This window comes from Bacteroides sp. 1001302B_160321_D4 (assembly GCF_015667765.1).
Classification (GTDB): Bacteria; Bacteroidota; Bacteroidia; order Bacteroidales; family Bacteroidaceae; genus Bacteroides; species Bacteroides xylanisolvens.
Genome location: NZ_JADPLO010000018.1, coordinates 43,124 through 64,189, shown reverse-complemented (window position 1 = coordinate 64,189; position 21,066 = coordinate 43,124). Strand labels below are relative to the sequence as shown.

At 45.0% G+C, this 21,066-nt stretch carries 15 protein-coding genes; 2 read left to right on the top strand and 13 right to left on the bottom strand.

What is annotated here, in order from left to right:
* Positions 1-79: 79 nt before the first annotated feature.
* Together KFO40_RS09425 and KFO40_RS09420 are read left to right on the top strand one after the other, a co-directional pair.
* Positions 80-1,045 (top strand): DnaJ C-terminal domain-containing protein, encoded by a 966-nt coding sequence (locus tag KFO40_RS09425; protein WP_004301036.1) that lies wholly within the window; start codon positions 80-82, stop codon positions 1,043-1,045.
* Between the two features lie 14 nt (positions 1,046-1,059).
* A complete protein-coding gene (locus KFO40_RS09420; RefSeq protein ID WP_004307142.1) occupies positions 1,060-1,374 on the top strand; it encodes a chaperone modulator CbpM in 315 nt (104 codons plus the stop codon).
* 109 nt (positions 1,375-1,483) lie between these two features.
* Here the strand turns inward: KFO40_RS09420 and KFO40_RS09415 are convergent, their stop codons facing one another.
* The 13 genes from KFO40_RS09415 to KFO40_RS09355 form a co-directional block, all read right to left on the bottom strand.
* Entirely contained in the window at positions 1,484-1,957 is a 474-nt protein-coding gene (locus tag KFO40_RS09415) for a GAF domain-containing protein (RefSeq protein WP_004307141.1), read from the bottom strand.
* Positions 1,958-1,964: 7 nt separating this feature from the next.
* Complete coding sequence (locus KFO40_RS09410) at positions 1,965-7,025, bottom strand: DUF4132 domain-containing protein (RefSeq protein ID WP_134985145.1); 5,061 nt, start codon at positions 7,023-7,025, stop codon at positions 1,965-1,967.
* Positions 7,026-7,063: 38 nt separating this feature from the next.
* On the bottom strand, positions 7,064-7,483 hold the full coding sequence (locus tag KFO40_RS09405) for a hypothetical protein (protein WP_004301032.1): 420 nt from the start codon (positions 7,481-7,483) through the stop codon (positions 7,064-7,066).
* 7 nt (positions 7,484-7,490) lie between these two features.
* Positions 7,491-9,245, bottom strand: coding sequence for a rhomboid family intramembrane serine protease (locus KFO40_RS09400; RefSeq protein WP_134985153.1), 1,755 nt, complete (start codon positions 9,243-9,245; stop codon positions 7,491-7,493).
* Between the two features lie 153 nt (positions 9,246-9,398).
* Positions 9,399-11,105 carry an acyl-CoA dehydrogenase family protein gene (locus KFO40_RS09395; RefSeq protein ID WP_004301030.1) on the bottom strand — a complete coding sequence of 569 codons (1,707 nt, stop codon included), beginning with the start codon at positions 11,103-11,105 and terminating at the stop codon, positions 9,399-9,401.
* A 6-nt stretch (positions 11,106-11,111) separates the two neighbouring features.
* Positions 11,112-12,131: an electron transfer flavoprotein subunit alpha/FixB family protein gene (locus KFO40_RS09390; RefSeq protein WP_134985146.1), complete on the bottom strand. Its 1,020-nt coding sequence runs from the start codon at positions 12,129-12,131 to the stop codon at positions 11,112-11,114.
* Between the two features lie 2 nt (positions 12,132-12,133).
* Entirely contained in the window at positions 12,134-13,006 is an 873-nt protein-coding gene (locus KFO40_RS09385; RefSeq protein ID WP_004314244.1) for an electron transfer flavoprotein subunit beta/FixA family protein, read from the bottom strand.
* A gap of 238 nt (positions 13,007-13,244) precedes the next feature.
* The gene (locus tag KFO40_RS09380; protein ID WP_009039294.1) at positions 13,245-13,649 is read right to left on the bottom strand and encodes a HEPN domain-containing protein; all 405 of its coding nucleotides are present in this window, start codon (positions 13,647-13,649) and stop codon (positions 13,245-13,247) included.
* Positions 13,646-13,960 carry a nucleotidyltransferase domain-containing protein gene (locus tag KFO40_RS09375; RefSeq protein ID WP_009039295.1) on the bottom strand — a complete coding sequence of 105 codons (315 nt, stop codon included), beginning with the start codon at positions 13,958-13,960 and terminating at the stop codon, positions 13,646-13,648. The genes KFO40_RS09380 and KFO40_RS09375 overlap by 4 nt, the downstream gene beginning before the upstream one ends.
* 103 nt (positions 13,961-14,063) lie before the next feature.
* Positions 14,064-15,938 (bottom strand): alpha-L-fucosidase, encoded by a 1,875-nt coding sequence (locus KFO40_RS09370; RefSeq protein WP_211146293.1) that lies wholly within the window; start codon positions 15,936-15,938, stop codon positions 14,064-14,066.
* Positions 15,939-15,978: 40 nt separating this feature from the next.
* Positions 15,979-16,659, bottom strand: coding sequence for a hypothetical protein (locus KFO40_RS09365; protein WP_120067354.1), 681 nt, complete (start codon positions 16,657-16,659; stop codon positions 15,979-15,981).
* 135 nt (positions 16,660-16,794) lie between these two features.
* Positions 16,795-19,641, bottom strand: a complete 2,847-nt coding sequence (locus tag KFO40_RS09360; RefSeq protein WP_211146292.1) for a TonB-dependent receptor — start codon at positions 19,639-19,641, stop codon at positions 16,795-16,797.
* A 31-nt stretch (positions 19,642-19,672) separates the two neighbouring features.
* Positions 19,673-21,031, bottom strand: a complete 1,359-nt coding sequence (locus KFO40_RS09355; protein ID WP_211146291.1) for a DUF4925 domain-containing protein — start codon at positions 21,029-21,031, stop codon at positions 19,673-19,675.
* Positions 21,032-21,066 lie beyond the last annotated feature (35 nt).

The following is a 21,066-nucleotide window of genomic DNA, read 5'->3' as shown; positions in this document are numbered from 1 at the left end:
CCTTGTTAATTTTTGCATCCAAAAATGGGATTGGCGTGTTATTTGCCGTATGATGTATGAACGATTAAATTCATAAAACATGGCCTATATAGATTATTACAAGATTCTTGGAGTAGACAAAAGTGCTTCTCAGGATGATATCAAAAAGGCTTTTCGTAAGTTGGCCCGGAAATATCACCCTGATTTGAATCCTAATGACCCTAGTGCAAAGGATAAATTTCAGGAAATCAACGAAGCCAATGAAGTACTGAGTGACCCCGAGAAACGTAAAAAGTATGATGAGTACGGAGAACATTGGAAGCATGCCGATGAATTCGAAGCGCAGAAACGTGCACAGCAACAAGCCGGAGGCTTTGGCGGTGCAGGAGGTTTCGGCGGATTCGGCGGTGCGGGTCAGGGTTTCTCCGACGGTAACGGAACCTATTGGTATAGTTCCGATGGAGAAGGATTTTCCGGTGGCAACGCTAGTGGATTTTCCGATTTCTTCGAATCAATGTTCGGACATCGGGGAGGAAGAGGACAAGGTTCTGCGGGATTCCGCGGACAGGACTTTAATGCCGAACTTCATCTTTCCCTTCGTGATGCTGCTCAAACGCATAAGCAGATATTGACTGTAAATGGTAAACAGGTACGTATCACTATCCCTGCCGGTGTAGCCGACGGACAGGTTATTAAACTGAAAGGCTACGGAGCCGAAGGTGTCAACGGAGGACCTGCGGGCGACTTGTACATTACGTTCGTTATAGCCGAAGACCCGGTGTTCAAACGCCTGGGCGACGATCTGTACATAGATGTGGAGGTAGATCTTTACTCTGCCGTATTGGGAGGCGAGAAAGTAGTCGACACGCTGGACGGTAAAGTGAAACTGAAGATAAAACCGGAAACGCAGAACGGTACGAAAGTCCGTCTGAAAGGTAAAGGATTCCCGGTTTATAAGAAGGAAGGACAATTCGGTGACTTGATTGTGACCTATTCTGTCAAGATTCCTACGAACTTGACCGACAAACAGAAAGAGTTGTTCCGTCAATTACAGAGTATGAACTAAAATGAATGAGTACTATGCAGACCGAATTAATAATTGTCAGTGAATACTGTCACAAATGTCATATTGAGCCTTCATTCATCGAAATGTTGGAAGAGGGCGGTTTGATTAACGTGCATACCGAAGGCGGTGAACATTATCTGCTTTTGTCGGAACTCCCGAACGTGGAACGTTATAGCAGAATGTACTATGACTTATCCATCAACATGGAAGGTATCGATGCCATTCATCATTTGCTGGAAAGGATGGAAGATATGAGGCACGAAATGCGTTCGCTTCGCAAACAACTTTTGCTGTACCGGGAACGGGAAATAGAAGATATGGACTGGTAAAAAAATAGAGCCTCTGTTTGATTCGAACAGAGGCTCTATTTATAGTAAACGGAGGCTCTGATTCATTCAATCAGAGCCTCCGTTTTTTCAGGATGTTTATGCCGTTATTTTATAATACAATATACGTGCAAATCTCTTCCAGATAGCGTGCGTCGATAGTGTCGAAGCTATCCAATGTATCACTGTCGATATCCAGCACCCCGGCAACTTTCCCCTGCTTGAGGATCGGTACTACTATTTCCGATTTCGAGTCCGAACTACAGGCTATGTGTCCGGGAAACTGCTCTACATCAGGAACAATCAGTGTACGGGCTTCTTTCCAAGCGGTTCCGCAAACTCCTCTGCCAAAGCGGATGCGAGTGCAGGCAATGGGGCCTTGAAACGGACCCAGTACGAGTTCTTCCTCTTTCACAAGGTAAAAGCCTACCCAGAAGAAACCGAAAGTCTGCTTTAAGGCTGCTGCCATGTTGGCAAGATTGGCAATGAGATCTGCTTCCGTACTTACCAAAGCATGCAGTTGCGGAAGTAACTCCCGATACTTTTCTTCCTTGCTTCCTGTGTGGATGATTAAATTTTCTGCCATCTCTTTACTATTTGATTTGGTTCAGAATGCTCGGATCTTTTATCTTATCGTCTTCTGCAAAGAAGATAATCTTAGTCAGTATCTCGGCAGTCTTCGGATCTTCATCTACGAAAGGCAGGAACAGGCGTCCGCGATTTTGCGAATGTACCGGAAGAACGGCTATCTGTGCACCACCTTCCTGATGGATCACACCGCTGCCCAGATGAATATTGTACTTACCCAGTTTACCTTCGATGTGAGCAAAACTTCCTTTTATTGTCACGTTCTTGAAATGAAACAACGGCATCGTCAGTTCCACCAGTACGCTGCGCATCTCGATGGTAGAGTGGCTGGTTTCCGGGTCAACGCTTCCGGCATGGGCTACGCTTACTGCCAGGTCTACGTCTCTCATTACTTCGGAGAAGATGACAGGAGGAATCTCCGAGATTTTCATTAACTTGTAGTCTTTGCGGTTGTGGAAGCAGACATATTCTAATGTCGGAGCTTCGATGTCGGCAGGAGAGAACCAGTCTGCCATCGCATAGATGGTGGCGATGATGTTCTCTTTGTAATAGATCTTTTGGAGACCGTCTTCATAGTCGGCTACCCAGCGACGGCCTTTCAGTACGGCAACCGTTTTCTGCGGTTGGATCTGGTTGCCGGCATAGCGGCGGGATTGAGTGGCTTCTATTTCTTCCGGAGTCGGAACGTAAAGTTCGCGGAATACCTGTTTGAAAGGTTGGCGGATTGATTTATCGAACAGGAATTTTTGATAAGCATGCCAGTCTCCGCTTGTATACAGGTCTGTGGGGTGCGCGATGCGTAACTCGTCTTTCGGTTTTAACGGGAGGCAAACGGCATTTACTGTAATCAGCAATCCATCGGTGTAGAAGCCCGTCTGTCCGTTGCAGATGAAGACGAGATGTTTCAGTAATGGCCAGATAACAGGATTCTGCATCAGCTTGCGCAATTCGTTTTCTTCAAAATGAGTGCAGTCTTCCATCGCCTGTTCCAGCATGATGCGCGAACGGGTGTACTGGTCTTTCAGCTTTTTGTGTACTGCTTTCAGTTCTTCTATATACGGATGCTTTTTCAGCTTGGCAGGCATGCTGTTGAGCTCTTTGCCGTCTTTGATTTGCTTAATCTCCGATTTACCTTCCTCGTTGATTTGTACATACACTTCTACGCCGTCTATCTCTTTGGGGGACAGGTAGGGAAGAAGTTCTTTAATCAGTTCGGTTTCCATGCTCCAGGTCAGGCGGGTAACGTCTCCGTAACCGGAGTTGCGTGCCAGGTTTTGCAGAGCGATGTTTACCGCTTTCTTTTCGCTTTCCTGTCTTTGAGCACCGAATTCCTTGCTCTCTTTCAGGAACTTTTGCAGGTATTGATAACGATCCAGCAGTTCTTTATCCGGCTTCCGTCCCAATGGGATGAGGCCGTAGCTCATCAATAAGTCTTTGTTGCGCTTGGCTATTATTTCTTTCTTTATATCTGCCGCCTTCACTGCACCGTTGGTAGCATCGGCAAACTTACGGGCACGGGTATGGCTGTTGCTGCATGAAATATATTTGGCGGCATTGTAGACCACTTCGAAGCGTTGCTTGCCAATTGTCTTAAATGCATCTTTGAACCAGTCGATGTCAAAAGCACCTTCCCGCAGGTCATCTACGTCGATGGGGGTGTAGCGGGCGATAATCGCTTTCTTCTTGTCGTCACACGTTTCATTGGTGTGGGCGTGGAAATAATAGGCTGCACTTGTCAGTCCTTTCCAGCCTATTGCCTTTTCAGTCAGTTCAATCCATTGTGGGGCGAACATGGCGGCTTCTACCAGTCGCTCGTCGCTGATTTCGGCTTGTTTCGCCAGTTTCTTCAGATTCTCGCTGGTGTCCGTAGGCAGGGGATGACAAGCATGGAGCAGACTGCTCAATACACCCCGTTTGGTGCTGCCCCAGTTGTAACTGTCACGTATGAAAGTATCTTTGCCGAATGCTTGCAGAATACGGATAAATGTTTCAGCTCCATAGACGTAGCTTAGTTCTTCTGCAAGGGAGGTGACTTGTGTCTCGGAGTCTCCACGTTTTAATTCAATTTCAAGAATCCGGTCTACCACCTTTTGGGCGAGGGAACGGAAGAGGGAGAAGTCGATGTTTTTGATATCGGCGTATCTTTCTTTTTCCTTGTTGAAACGAACGTTGTCGTTCAATACCATGGTGATTGCTTTGATCTGGCTGGGAGAGCTGATGCGTCCCATCATTTCACGGTATACTTCCTCTGTCGGGATGATTCCCAGCATCCAGGCACGGGCGAAGTCTGTGGCATGAAGATAAGAGTCTGTTTCCTCTAGTTCGGGGGTGTGCTCCATGTAGTTGGTGAGCTTATAAAGCTGATAGCGCACTGTGAAGTAACGGATAAATAGATCATCATTCATGGGCTTTTGAGGCATTTCGAGCCAGAAGTTCACGAATTTGTTGTTATGTATCGGATAAACGACCTGTTTTTCTCCGTATTCCAGTTTGTCCCGAAGCCATGCATGCTTACTGGTGTACTGGCGGAAGATGTTTTTGGTATTTAGCAAAGGCAATAGTTGGAGCAGCATATTGACGGCCAGGCGTTGATAGACGGCTTCATCTTTGTATTCGTATGCCAGTGCTTCGATGATGTCACTCATCTGTTCATAGTACGGCATCTTGCGGAGGTCTTTCTGCAATCCGCGGTAAGTGATGCCGGCATACATCCGGTTGACAAGCGGCTCAAAAGTATTACTTGATTTCTGGTCTGCCTTGATGTCTTCTTCATCTTCCTCGTCGGAGTCGTCTTCGTCTTTAGCGGTACCTGTCGATGCAAGCATGAAACTCATCATCAGCAATTTGTCGTAGCTTCCTATTTCTTCTTCGTAGAAGGCTTTCCACAATTCCGGGAATCCGAGTCCGCTCAATCCTCCGTAGTTGCTCCAGTTTATCAGGACACTGTTACCTACCAGACGTGCTTCTCCGTAACCATTTTTGAATTCTTCATTCTTGTAGGTTTCGATGTATTTGCTTAGTTTTTTGAAAACGAGTTTGGCCCTTCCAAAGCAGATGAATTCGAATGCTTTTTTAACGTTGAATCCTTTGTCCTGGGTAATTTCCGGCAGACTGACTTCAAGAGACGGATCGTACAGACCGAAACCGTTATCTTTGGTATAATGTTGTGTGACGCTCTCTTCTGTTCCATCGCCAATCAGAGATTCTATCAATACTTTTTCTTTCGGGTTCGGCTTCTGAATCTCTTTGACTGTCGGGATCAATTCCTGATAGATATCTTGCAGGAATTCTACATTGTGTATGGTCTTCATCATGTCCAATCCTGCCAGGCGGCGTTCGGCAACCTTGTCTGTTAGCAAGCGGCGGATGCTGTCGGCTAGCTGTTCTTTGGGCTGTTTCATCAGCAGATTGATAGCATGGATACGCATTTCGCTGTATTTGAAGCGCAGTAACTCTTCTACTTTCTGGTTTTGTTCGGGCGATAAGGTCATCTCGGACAATGCTTTATATGCTTCTTCACGCACATCTTGCGAACGGTCTCCCAGTGATTGCAGTACATATTCTTCCTGTAGCGGACTGGTCGGTGGAGCTAATACAACACCGATATAGCCTGCCCGCATATAAGTATCCAGAGAGGGCAGATAGCTGCAAAGATCGTCTTTCAATGCAGAATTATTAGTCATCCAGGTGATATATGCCATTTTGAGAACGATTTCCGAACGGGTGAGTTCTGTGCTTTCCCAAGGGAATACATAAGGAGAATAAATCTCTTTGGCAGAGATGGACTGATAGATTTGCTTCAGATATTCATAATGGCGGACCGCCTCTTCTTTGCTATCAAAATAGTCGTGGAGTGACGGGGCGTCTTTGTGCCCTCCGTACCGGCTAAGATAGAGACCGGACAGATACAACGGTAAGATAGCCGCCACCACCGACGGTTCCTTATACCATCTTTCAAAGGCATTTTTACTGATGCGGTGGTTCATGCCGGAGTATTGCGTACAGCGTAAGAAATAAAGTAATGTCTGTACCTGGTATTTAGCACCTTTCTTGATAATTTCCGGTACGAGCGTCTGAATCTCTTCCGTATTATAGAATCCGATGCTCCATAAAGCCAGATAGAGTTCGATTGTATCTTTGCTTTGAAGAGCACTGTGTGCTTGTTTCCGGTCGTTCAGAAAACGATGGATCAGTTCTACATATTTATTGGTGATACGTTCGCTGCTGTCTTGTTCTCCGATACCCGTACTGACTGCAATACCGCGTTTCACGGAAGCAAATCGTTGCAGGCCGTTGTCGCAGATGACCGAGAAAAGATGGAGATAACTTTCGGGACAACCTTCGTCCATCGTTTCCACGATAGCTTGGCGGAGACCCTCCTGTAACTTGGCTGCCAGAAGTAACTTCCCTTCCAGTTCCAGCAAGGGGCGGTATCCACTTACTGCGATAGCCTGGAGATGTCCCTGGTTGAGGCGGTTGGCGTTATTCTCACTGGTCAGCACATTGTTGAGGTATTCAATGACAGTCTGGTTGCCTTCTGCTATTTGGGCGGCCATCCAGTTTTGGCAGTTCATCGAATCCTTGTATGCTTCTATTTCTTCCGGAGTGTTTCCTCCGTTCAGTATGGCTTGAACCGTAAATCCGGTGGCGCGCAGTTTCAGAAACTGGGTCAGTGCATCTATAACGTGGCCGATATGCAGAAGAGGATTTGCCGACCGTTGTGACCGGCGCGAGTATCCGTGAGTGTACGGGCACCGTGCTTTGAGCTTCAGATAGGTGTGGAACAGGTGGGCGTACTCGTCTCCCAATAGATAGTGGAGTAGCTTGTTCAATTTACCATCGAAAAGATTGGCAACGCTTTTAATCTTCTCTTCTTGGATAATATAGATGATGCAAGGCTCTAATTTATCGCTGTATGCACCATACCGGGTATCCATGTTGAAGTATTGCATAAATACATCCAACAGTGCCATTGTCTCTTTGTCTAAACTGGTTCTCTTTTTCGTTAACCTTTCCAGGTACGGAGCAATCCGTTTATTTAATGCGTCATTGTAAATCAGTCTCATGATTCTTTTCGTTTTAAATGTGTTTTATAGGATAATGATTACCATAATCTTCCCGACAGCATAGCGAGCCGGATGAAGGTTAAGGTAGATTCTTCTTTAAGTTGGATGGGAGAGGATAGGTCTCCGGTTTCCGTATCATCCATGAAGATACGGAAAATTCCGTCCTCATAGGATTGCAAAGCATTGGTGATGGCTTCGACTTCTGCGGCAGGTTTGCCATTATAGTTTACTGCAAACCCTACTTTGCCGGAAGCTGTTTTATTTTCCACTTCTTCCTGTGTGAGGTATTTCAGCACTTCGCTCTGTTGCAAGCGTTCATTGTATTCGCAGACTTGCCAACTGACGATGGCTTCGATCAACCCCTGTACATTGACAGGCGGAACAGGAAAATCGATAGGAATCTTTTCGATACTGCACTTTCGCTTTCCTAACTGTTTGATTTGGATATATACTCTCATATTCTCTTTATTGGGTGATCTGGATACTTGATGTAATGGCATTCAGATCGGTTTCAGCTTCTTCGTCATAGACAAGCATGACAATAGCAAAAGATCGTTTCTTGCTCTCTTGAAAGTAATGCAACGCTATTTGTTTTACATCCTCTCCCGGTTCATCAGGAGCCCCGATGTGCAGGGGATTCGTGATCTTTGTCATGGGGAGTCCGTTGATGTTGACATTGCTTAGTTGGTAATCTTCTGACGGTTCCCCTTGTGCATTTCTTGGGAGAGTGAGTGATAACTCTTTCATGTGTTCAAACTCCTTCTGCGTGTCGTAGGTGAGGGCGGTAATCGTTAATTGATTCCCTCCGTTGACCAGCATGAGTAATGGAGGTTCCGCACCATCAATAATTCCTTTTGCTCCTGCTATTTTTATCCAGTTGGTAGGATACTGGCAACTGAATTTGGTGGCTGCATCATAATAAGATAGCCACGTATCGTCATTGCCGACAGGCGTATATGCCGGAACTTTCCTGCTGGAAAGATTGTCCGTAGCATTCACAGCGGAATGATTACTGTTCTCGTTTTCCTCTTCCAGTTCACCATTCAGATAGGCTTCCACAATGCCGCTTTCCCATTCATTGCGTATCTCCGGGTAAAGAGGAGGAACGTTTTTGCACAGGATCATGAAGCTGAACAGGAATATACAGAATATACCAAGCTCCCCGATGATGGAGACAGTCCGCTGTGCATCGGGTTTCTCGAACTTGTAGCCGACCACATATATAATTCCCAGAACAAACCCGCTTAACAACCCGCCAATATGGGCGGCATTATCAATGCCGGCTTTCATCCCGTAAACCAGATTATACCCCACAAAAATGAGGATGCTGGTTAACAATGCCTTTCGTTGTTCTTTGGCGATGCGATGAAAGAGGAGGAATGCAAGGAATATACCGTAAAGTCCGAAGATAGATCCGGAAGCTCCGGCGCTGATTGTCTCACCGTGCATATACAGGCTGAATGCAGCCGAACATAATCCGGTTAGCAGGTATGAAACGAACATACGGCGTCCTCCTATCAGTTCTTCCAACAGAAGTCCTACATACATGAAAGCATACATGTTCATCAGGAGATGGAAAGCTCCGATATGTATGAAGTTGCAAGTCACTGTGCGCCACCAGTCACCGGTCAGAGTCAGCGGTCCGAAGTCAGCTCCCCATTTCAGTAGTGACAGAGTGGAAGGAGACATAATACCCACTCCGGAAGCAATCATTACAATGAATACAAGAATATTGATGTCTATCAGGATGGGAGTTGCTATAAATCCTTTGTGGGGAATGAAGAAAGACAGGAAAGAGTTCCTCTTCTTTTCTTCCTCTATGTAGGCTTTTTCTTCTTCTGTGAGCGGGCGGTTGAACTCTTCTTCGAAATCTTTGGCCCTTTGGGCTAGTTCTTCCGGAGTGAGTGAGGCTTTTATTTCTTCCATTGTTTCCCGTAACTTCTGGATATTTTTTCTGTTCTTTCCATAATCAACAAATTGTACGGAAGAAGACTGACTGCGAACGGATACTTCCCCGTCACTTCCCTTTTCTATGGTAAAGGTTATTGCCTCTCCATGGGAGCGTATACTGAACGGGACTTCAAACCGGATTCCTTCCGGAGTTACTTCCTCGATATTCCACTCAAGTTTTTGAGAGGCTTCGAGAGCCAATATAAGGATTTCCGTGTTTGATAAACCTGGCAAATACAGTTTGTCATTATATGAAGGTTTGAGTGCCATATTTCTATCTCTATCTACATTCATCAATTAAAAAATTACTTATCTCACTGACAAATGTATAGAATAATAATGGAAAATAATAGAATATGACAAATAAAAAAAGCATCCATTTCGTAAGAAAGGATGCTTTTATCAGATTTAGTCGATTATTTGTTACTTTTTGTAGAACGCCAAATCTTCTTTGTCGAAGTTTTCGATGAAATTTGTATGCTTTTCTACTTCCGCTTCTGCATAGTTCAAATATACGTGTGCAGATTTGGAGAACAGTTCAGAAGACTTGCTGGCATCTTGAATCAGTAAGTGACACATGATAATATCAGCAGCCATTTCCACCAGTTTGCGAGCGGTGAAGTCAAGCAATTCCTGATCCTGTACTTCTTTCACAGCGTTGGTACTTGCTTCAAATTTGTCAGCCATCTTCTTCAGGCGAGACATCAGCGGTTCCATTTCCGGTGAACAAGGAATGGCCTCAAACTCGCGGATAGTAGCGATGTAAGAACCATTAGTCACGTAACGGATAGCGGCTACAGTCTGCAACTGGGTAGTTCCTTCGTAGATGCTGGTGATACGTGCGTCGCGATAGATGCGTTGGCAAGCATATTCCATCATGAATCCTGAACCACCGTGAATCTGGATACAGTCATAAGCATTCTGGTTAGCATATTCAGAGTTCATACCCTTAGCCAGCGGAGTAAAGCTGTCTGCTAGTTTGGCGTATTTTTTCTGTTCCTGACGTTCTTCCGGAGTCAGTTTACGTTCGCGGGAAATATCATCCAATGCTTTGTAAATGTCTACGTAGCGAGCTGTTTGATACAGCAAAGCACGTCCGGCATCCAACTTACCTTTCATGATAGCTAGCATATCGTATACTGCCGGGAATTCGATGATTGCTTTACCGAATTGCTTACGGTCTTTAGCATAAGCCAATCCCTCATTGTAAGCAGCTTGGCTCAATCCTACAGACTGCGCAGCAATACCCAGACGGGCACCGTTCATTAAAGCCATAACGTATTTAATCAAACCGAGTTTGCGGTCACCGCAAAGTTCAGCTTTTGCATTCTTGTACACCAGTTCGCAAGTAGGAGAACCGTGGATACCGAGTTTGTTTTCGATACGACGTACGTTCACACCACCCTCATTCTTGTCATAGATGAACATAGAAAGACCACGACCGTCTCTTGTACCTTCTTCCGAACGAGCCAATACCAAGTGAAGATTAGCATCACCGTTTGTAATAAAACGTTTTACACCGTTCAGCAACCAGCAACCGTCTTTTTCGCTATAAGTTGCTTTCAGCATAACTGCCTGTAAGTCGGAACCTGCATCCGGTTCGGTCAAGTCCATAGACATCGTTTCACCTTGGCATACGCGAGGAATGAAACGGCTGTGTTGGTCAGCGTTACCGAATTCATACAGTGTTTCAATACAGTCCTGCAAAGACCAGATATTTCCGAAACCGGCGTCGGCAGCAGCCACGATTTCTGCACACATGGTGTACGGAGTGATCGGGAAGTTCAAACCGCCGAATCTGCGTGGCATGGTCATACCGTTCAGGCCGGCTTTCACCATAGCGTCTAGGTTCTGTTTGGTTCCGGAAGCATATTCTACGCGACCGTTAGCACAGTGAGGACCTTCTTCGTCTACACCTTCTGCGTTAGCAGCAATGATTTCTCCTGTGATTTCTCCTGTAATCTCCAATACTTTGTCGTAAGAGTCTACAGCATCTTCGAAGTCCAGCGGAGCGTAGTCGAATTCATCTTTATCTCTGTAATTGCGTTCTTTGAGTTCGCAAATACGTTTCATCATCGGATTGTTCAAGTGAAACTTGAGTTCCGGTATGTCTGTATAATAATTAGCCATCTTTCCTTACTTGCTATTTTGTTTATAATACTTAATCATCTTCGGCACAACTTCTTCGATACTTCCGTTGATTACGTAATCGGCAATCGTATTGATCGGAGCATCCGGATCGTTGTTAATGGAGATGATGATACCACTTTCCTGCATACCGGCGATATGCTGAATCTGTCCGGAGATACCGCAAGCGATGTAGAGTTTTGGACGAACCGTAACACCAGTCTGACCGATCTGACGATCATGGTCTGCGAAACCAGCGTCAACAGCAGCACGGCTGGCACCTACTTCTGCGTGAAGTTCTTTAGCGAGGTCGAACAACAGGTCGAAGTTCTCTTTCGAGCCTACACCGTATCCGCCGGCTACGATAATCGGAGAACCTTTCAGGTTGTTCTTTGCCTTTTCTACGTGGCGTTCGATTACTTTCACTACATAGTCCGTATCGGCTACGTATTTTTTCACATCGTGACGGATCACTTCTCCTTGATAAGTAGGAGAGAGGATTTCTTTCTTCATCACACCTTCGCGAACGGTTGCCATCTGCGGGCGGTGTTCCGGGTTCACAATCGTAGCAACGATGTTACCGCCGAAAGCCGGACGGATCTGATACAACAGGTTCTTGTAAGTCTTACCTTCTTTCTTGTCTTCGTGGTCACCGATTTCAAGTGAAGTACAGTCGGCAGTCAATCCGCTGGTCAAAGCAGAAGAAACGCGCGGACCGAGGTCACGGCCGATTACAGTAGCACCCATCAGACAGATTTGTGGCTGCTCTTCTTTGAAAAGGTTCACCAGGATAGCTGTGTGAGGAAGTGAAGTATAAGGGTAAAGTCCTTCGCCGTCGAAAACGTGAAGTTTGTCTACTCCGTAAGGAAGGATTTGTTTTTCAATATCTTTGAGGCCGGTTCCGGCAACCACTGCTTCGAGCTGACAGTTCAACTGGTTGGCTAACGAACGACCTTTGGTCAGAAGTTCGAGGCTGACGTCTAAAACGTTACCTTCTTCTATTTCGCAATATACAAATAAGTTATTCATGATTATCCGATGGTGTGGTTAGCTAATAGTTCAACAATCAGGTCTTCCACGTCACGGTCGCTGCCGCTGATGGTTTTGCTCTCTTTAGCCTGGAACACGATGTTCTGGATGGCTTTCACTTTTGTCGGCGAACCGGACAGACCGCATTGTGCGAGGTCACCGTTTACGTCGGCTACGCTCCATTCTGCCAGATTCAGATAATCGCGCTTGTCGTACAGGTCTGTATAGTCAAGATTGCCTTGCTGTTTTTCAGTCACAGTCTTGGCATGCTTGTATTTCTGAACCAATTTAGCGTTACGCGGACGGCAAGGAGCTGCAGAACCGTTGACAGTAATCACGATAGGCAGCGGGCCTTCTACAGTTTCAACACCACCGTCGATGTGACGTTTCACCTTAATCTTACCATCGCCTACTTCCAGAATTTCTTCTGCGTATGTGATTTGCGTCAATCCCAGCTTTTCTGCTACCTGCGGACCTACCTGTGCCGTGTCACCGTCGATTGCCTGACGGCCACCGATAATAATGTCATACTCACCGATTTTGCGGATGGCAGTGGCAAGTGCGTAAGACGTAGCCAGTGTGTCTGCACCAGCGAAAGCACGGTCAGTTAATAAGTAACCGTTATCTGCACCACGGAAAAGTCCTTCACGAATAATGTCGGCTGCCCGTCCCGGTCCCATTGTCAGAACGGTTACGGTAGAGCCTGGATGAGCATCTTTCAATCGGAGAGCTTGCTCGAGAGCATTCAGGTCTTCGGGGTTGAAGATGGCGGGGAGTGCCGCACGGTTAATCGTTCCGTCGGCTTTCATGGCATCTTTCCCAACGTTACGTGTGTCGGGAACTTGTTTTGCCAATACAACAATTTTCAAACTCATGCTATAAATTTTAGTATTAGTATTTCTACAAGTTAGCAGCCAGTAGTCAAGTAGTAATCTCTTGCTATCCAAACTATCCGGTTAACTATCAGCGTGCAAATTTACTCAAACACTTGGTTCTGACAAGAAATCCGAGTAAAAAATGCACAGGTTTAAGAATTTTGAGCAAAATAGGAGGGTTTTTATAGGATTCTTAAAATGGCGGAATAGAAATGGAAGTTACAAATATAACATCCTTTTATTCCTTCAGCAGAACTTCGATGGCTTCAATAAAGTCAGTTGCTTTAGGCAGCAATTCGTCTATTTCTTCCTCACTTGAATAGGCAAAATCATCATAATCACTACTATGTCGACGTTCGAAAAGTAAGGAAAAACAACGTCCCAATTCACGTGACATACGACCGGTAGCGACGAAATGCAATCCTATCATCTGTTTGACACCTGCATGGGTACCAGGATTTATCTCGTGTTTAATAAGCAGAGCGACTGCTGCATAATAACAGGCATAATAAAGACGGTTTACAGCTGTATTATAATAGCCTTGTTGTTTTAGATAGGGTATTTCTTTCAGCGTTTCTTTAGCACGTAGAAAACGGTAAGCTGACAGTGCCTCAATATTTTCCCTGTTTAATTGTTCTTTCATAGTACGATCCCCTCTTTCATTACATTCATACCAAAAGGTGTCTGAAAAGGACGGTTTTCCCAAATCTTTTTCAGCAAGACACGTGCATTTATTTGCACTCCCGTTTCTATTTCTATATCGTAGAGCGGAGTGATGATACGGTCTTCTTCTTTGACGGTCAATTTATTACCGTCAACCAATATCAATAAATCAATATCGCTATCAGGACGGGCATCCCCACGTGCCTCACTACCATATAAAATGGCTTGAGCTTCCGGTGCCACCTGTGTTAAAGCCTTCCGTATTCGTTCTACAATTTGTGGACGTTTCATATTTATTGCTTTTTATTTACGAACAAAGTTATATAAATTATTCGAGAAGTCAAGAGATACAGCTATTTATTCTCTTTAAGTGTTAAAATGACAGTTACTTATTTTATTGTATACCGATTTCGGCCAGTCCCATTGGTTCACCATCATGTATCATCCGTGTTGCTTTCAGTTGGACATAGCGGGCGTTAACCGGAGTAAAGTAAACCGATTGCAGAATCGGATTATTCTTTATATTGGAAAATTCATCTTTGGCTACTACCTGATTGACAGCATTACTATCCGTTCCGACAGAGATTTCATAAGAGCTGATTATTCCTTTATTATATTCACTCTGGTCGGGAAGATAGTGGAATGAGGTGATTGTGCGTTCCTCTCCCAAATCAATCAATAATGTATTTCTGTTGATGAAGCAGGTGGTCTGATTGTTTTTATCCATACATTTCTGTGCTTCCTCCGCATCTACTCCGGTGAGCGTGAACGGATAACTCTTCAACTCTTCTGCTTTTGCGGTATATGTATCGGAAGTCTCTCCTGCATAGTAGGCTTCTATGTTATTGATACAGAGGCAAGCTCGCGAATCTGTAAAACGGACACGGATCTTATCTGTGGTGACTGTCTCGAAACGAAGAAGGCGTTTATATCCGATAGTGGTCGTTTTTTCATTCAATTTTACCGGAAGCCATTCGCCTTCCTGGTTGTATTCTACAACGAATGATTTGACACGTTGCCCCAGAGGTATATATTCCTGTAACATCATGCGGTTAATCTTTTCCGTTTGAGGCAGGTCAAACTCGATGGTGGCAGAGTTGACGCCGTCATTGGTAGCCCAATAAGTATCATACTCACCATCGGTCACCGCTTTTGCAGAGAATGTTTTTCCCCGTTCGTCCGAGGCTTTGGGAGAAAGTCCGGCCAATAGGTTGTGTGCCAGTTGCTTTTGTACGTTCTGGTGGAAGTTTACGGCGTTGGCAGAGTCTGTCGGATGGATCAGTCCGTCACGATCGACCGGGAAGTTGAGTAACAATGTTGCGTTATGACCTACGCTACGGTAATACAGATCGGTCAATGCATCTGCTGTTTTCACACGGTCGTCTTCTTCCGGATGATAGAACCATCCCGGACGGATGGATACGTCACATTCTGCGGCTACCCATTGGTTGCCGTCGGCATGGCCATATTGCAATTCACGATATTTGGGGTAACCCGGATAAACTTCTCCGGCACGGAGAAAAGACCAGTTGGTAGCTCCTGCAAATCCGTTTTCGTTACCTACCCAACGGCAGCCCGGACCTCCATCCGAGAAGATAACAGCTTGTGGTTGCAACTCGTCGATCAACTTATAGGCTCGCGGATAATCGTAATAAGTTTTGCGGTCGATAGTACGGCTGTCTTTTGCTCCGCCATACCAGCCGTCTCCACCATTGGCACCGTCAAACCAGATTTCAAAAACATCACCATAGTTGGTTAATAGCTCGTTGAGCTGTTTATAGAAGTATTCTACGTATTCGGGAGAACCATAGTTGGCTTGATGCCTGTCCCAGGGAGACAGATAAACAGCGAATTTAATGCCGTACTTCTTGCAGGCATCCGATAGTTCGCGAATGATGTCGCCTTTTCCGTCTTTATACGGGGTGTTACGGATGCAATATTCTGTCAGTTGAGTAGGCCACAGGCAGAATCCGTCGTGATGTTTGGCTGTCAGGATCACTCCTTTCATGCCGGATTTCACAAACGTCTGTACCCATTGCTCGCAATCCAGTCGGGTGGGATTGAATGTTTTAGGATCGGAATCACCGTATCCCCATTCGCGGTCGTTGAATGTGTTAAGTCCGAAGTGTACGAAAGCGTACGTTTCCATTTTTTGCCATTCTACCTGCTTGGCTTCGGGAATGGGCAGGATAGCTTCCGGTGCTTTGACCGAATTACAGGCGCTTAATAGAAGGAGGCCTGCTCCGAAAATAAGAAAGTGTTTTTTCATGGGGGTAATTTATTAGTTAATAATTGAGTGTAAGAATCATCTACAACGTAATTCCGAATACAAAATAAAGTTGTTCTTCATAGGGGTTGGCTATTAGTTTTCCGAATATGGGCAGAGAGAAGTTGGATGTTATTTTGATTTCTTTCGTTGCGGATAATCCGATATTGACTACATTGAATTTGTCGGAGTACATACTTTCCCAAGGGGTAAAACCAGCTTCGACGCTCATGTTAACATCCTTCACGCTGAACGGATAACTCAATTCGCAATAGCTGGACCAGGCACGTTTTCCGTTTTCACGGTAGTCGTTTCCGGCAAAGGTGGTGTACCAGCTGACTGATAATGGAAATTTCTCACTAAGCATATACCCGGCTCCTACTTCAAAAGTATGTCCCGTGGAATGTGAACTGTAATTGAAGTATTTGAAAGGTTCTTCTTCTGTTTGGGTAAAATAGTTGTTGGCGTAGAGAGTCAGGTTTTTGTATTCGTACTCCAATGACAAGTCTATCTCATTATTCTTTTCGCGAAATTCGGTAGAACCCCATGCATAGACGGTCAGGCCTTTCCAGTTGAGGCCGAGCGAGGGTTGTACACTTGCATTGCCGCTGTCTATACCACGCCAGATGTAGCTACTTACAAAATCTGCGGTTACAAAAACTTCTTGTGCCTGTGCAAAGGCTGTACATAATAAGATAGCAATAAGTAGGATTTGTTTTTTCATTTTATCGACTGTTTTTTCTCATTTTCGCGGGGTAAAGATACGCAATATATAGATAAATGATGACAGATGCGGAAAAAAAGAAAGCGGCTGCATCGTGCAGCCGCTTCTGAATCGGTTGTAAATTCTAAAAGTTATTTAGAAAGTAATATCCATCTTAACAACAAACGTGCGTGGAGCGGCAACTGCCATCGGGCGGTAGCTATATTCTTTATTTAACAAGTTGTTGACCATAAACTGAAAAGCTACCTCTTTGGACGCTTTTACTCCAAGGCGCATATCCACAGTGGCGTAGTCCGTATTATGTTTTTTCCAATAAGTAGCCAAAGTCTCTCCTTTAGAATAACCGAAAGCGATGCCGCGAACGTAATCCATCAAGTCGAGTTGTGCTTTCGGACGTTCATCCATCATCAGGTAATCCACTGCGAGGATTTTACTCTTCCAGGCAACGTTTGCACCCAGATTGATACGTTTCCACTGGAAATCTACCGTCGCTTTAAAGCTGTGTTTCGGACGATACTTCAAATACTTTCCGGTGTTCGATTTTTCTTTCATTTGAAGAGGATCGGTATAAAGATCCTCCGCATCATTGCGTTCCTTATAATCCGCATCACGGGGTTCGGTGTATACATACCCTAAGTTATAGAACAACTTTGTGTTCTTGTTGAAGTTATAAACGCCGTTTGTTGATATTTCCACTCCGTAGATTTGTGCTTTCGATACGTTATGAAACTGTGCTCCGATTCCGAAACCTTGACCATCGGTTATCATCCGGATGGCATCACTGATGCTGTTAATCATCGTATAGTCCGCATTATTGAATAGTCCGAACTGGAATTCGACCATATCCTTATATTGCGTATAGAATCCTGCAACATCTACAAATCCCTGGAAATTGCCAATCTTATACCCTTGCTTGAATCCCAATTCCGCATTAAACCCTTTTTCCGGTTTGATATCCAGATTCGGGTAAACGCCGACTCCTCCGATATCCTTGCGCAGGTATTTCTCATTGATGGACGGGTTACGGTAGCCTTGTCCGAAGCTGGCACGGATAAAACTGTAATCTGCCAACTGATAGTTCAGTCCGGCACGGAACACGGGGCGGAATGGAACTTTAGTTCCGAATATCTTTGTTTCTGCTTCACGATGGTGATTGTTTACACGATAGTATTCGGCACGCACACCGGCAGATACGCTTAGACGGTCCCAGAAACGTTGGTCGTACTGGAAGAAAGCAGCTATGTTATCGCTTTTGTAGACTTCGTCCATGATGGCCGAATTATACCGTACATGCTCATAAGTGGCTCCGGTAGTGATTTGTGCGCCACTGTCCCATTTCTTGTTGAACTGATAATCGAGATAATAGTTAGTGCTTTTATCAGTCTGCGTCTTAGGAGTGTTTCGTGAAGGATTGAGTACGTCGGACACCCAGGGAATCAGGTCACCAGGCAATTGTCCGTTCGTCAGTCCTCCCAAATCACTGGGCAGCCCATTGTCCATCACCCAGGAAATCAGATCGCAATAATCGGCAGTCGTCGCGTTAGGGAAGATATTGCCTAATGAAGTGAATACTCCATTCATGGCGTCTTCCAGATTACCATTGATTAGTCCTGAACCGATTCCCACCAATGCCGGGTAGAATGAACTGTAATCACCGCCTGCAATATTCTGTATCGTTTGGGCATCTGTCCCCATATTGCCCAGAATATCCATGATGGATGCTCCCTGGGTAGGACGTACGATATTGTCGGCACTATAATAGAAACGTCCCTTGATCTTATGTGACGTACCGTTTTCCGGATTCACGTAGTTGACAAACGGGTCGATATGAAAATTATTATCTTCCCTGCCCATGTTGGTGAAAGGAGAGGGCTTGTACACCTCTGTCGGTGAACGCCAGATAAAAAAGTCACCATATTGATTAGACAGGAAATCGATATTAAAACCATAGTTCAACAGTTTCATTCCCATGTCCGGTTGGTGATAGGTTAGGTTACCTCCCATGCGGAAACGTTTGTTATATCCTTGCTGGCGGTATCCTTCATCAGTGAAAAGATTGAGGCTGCCACTGACGTCGAAATTACCGATACGACGGGCGTGGGAGAGATCGAATCCTTCGTAAATCGGATTACGCACACCACTAAGAAGATTTCCGCGCAGAATCGGTTTGACCGAATATTTATCTTCTTTCCAGAAATTCTTGTCACTCCATTGGTATTCGTCATTCTCCGCATCACCATAGATACCGAGATATGCGCTGAAACGTGTTTTCGGAGCTAACCCCGGACGTGCGGTGCGGATATTGATGATACCATTCAAAGCCGATGAACCATATAAAACGGAAGAGGCTCCTTTGATTACTTCAATCTGCTCGATATTCTCCAAAGGTACGGTGTTCCAGTTGATTTCGCCTGTCTTGGGATTCAGGGTACTCATACCATCCACCAGAATCTGACTGCGTGCACCTACTCCGTATGTCCATCCGCTACCACCACGTATGGAAGGTTGTTTGTCTACAATATCCACTCCCGGAAGAGTGCGGAGGGTAGACGATATATCTGTTGGTGCCTGGCGGGCAATGTCACCGGCTTTCACTACATCCATGGAAACAGTGACATTACTCAATTTCTGTTCAAAGCGTCCGGCGCTGACCACGACTTCCTCCAACAGTTTGGTGCTTTCTTTCATGTAGACGTTTTTGGTGATTACCTCACGTCTGTCGATTACGATCGGCATCAGTACATCTTCGTAGCCCACATAACTGAATACGAGATCGACACCCCCTTCGGGCAGCTTGATTTCATAAGCCCCATGGATGTCGGACACTACTCCCTGATTGCCCTGTAACTTATACGTAACGGCTGCTCCCACCAATGGTTCATTGGTATTTGCATCATATATATGTCCTTTCAGCGTTTGGGCAAAACTACTCCCAAGGCTGGTGAAGCATAGTAGCAAAGTTAGAATATATATTTTCTTCATTGTTTTCTTTTTTGATATTCATAGTTGATGTTTATTCTTGTGGCAGAAGATCCAATCCTAAGTCAATAGTATTGGCTGCATTCCATAAAACCGGCAGACCGTTTTCGTCATTTCCCATGAGAAGTCCGAGCAGGTTTTTAAATACAGTATTGTTGGCCATGCTTTCCGGCAACATTCCTTCCACTATCGGTTGCAGTCCGGGCAATAACTGAATGAAAGCAGTTGTCGACTCTTTGGTTAAGTAAAGATGGGTATGTCCGTCTTCCTCTTCTATATGAAAGATAATTCCTTCAGTCAGTAAGTAGAATACCTGTTGGAAGCTCGCCGTATCCATACTGGTTATGATACCGAGCAATGGATTGTCGATCATGGAGTTTACGATTCCGAGCAACAGTTTCAGTTGCACAGGATTGGATTGGGCAAGAGCTTCCATAATTCCGGAAACCAGTCCTGAATCGATAGGAGTTTCACCGTCCTTGGTTGCCAGACTGATAATTGCCGGTAAGTTCAGGTTTATTTTAAGTCTACCGCTCTTCTCTGTCCAGGTGATTAGATTAATTGGTGAAGCGGTCCATGTACGGTCTGTCAATGCATTATTGATATCTTTTTCCGTCAGTAAACCAATCATAAACTTGGTGACAAATGTTGCGATGGTACCGACGTCTTTATCCGGATCTATGTTATTGATCGGTACGCTGCCGATGTAAACGGGACTCGTCGTATAATTGGCTACAAGGTTACCGTCGGGTTGTAGGGTGATTGTCTGAAGAAGTTGCGGTATGAAATAGCAAAGTGCATTTTGAATCAGTTTCATCCTTAAAAACAGTGTACTGCCCGCTTTGGTCAGTTCCACGTCATCCAGATGGACATAGAATCCTCCGGTTAAGATTTCATTCGTTTCTTTCCATACATATTGCCCTCCGCTGTAAGTGACAGTCATTTTCTTTCCTTTAGTGAAATTGGATATGCCATAACTTTTCTCCCATTTACTTTGCGGCATTACCACGTCCAAATCCAGTTTCATTGTTTTCGGAGTGATGGCACCGCTGTATGTCACGGTTGCTCCTCCCATCGTGATGTTCTTGCCGCTAAATGTATAAGAGTTTTCCTGTTCGCACAGACTGATTGGAAGAGGAGTTTGTTTCTCTCCCGGGATAATGTCATTCAGTGTCAAGGTTCCTTTTTCACTGTCTTCTGTTTTAAAGTCGACAGTTTTTCCAACGAGTTTCTCCCCGCTGTAGGTCAGGTTTAAGGTAGCCGGTTTGATGTATGAGCCATACTCCTGGCAGAGTTCACCCGGCCAGAATAGCTTGTCATTATAGGTTTCCTCGCAAGATGTAAGGAGGAAAGCCGTACAAACTACATAAAAAAGTCTTTTTAAAGTTCTCATTCTCTTCTAGGTTTTATTTCAACATATTTATTAAA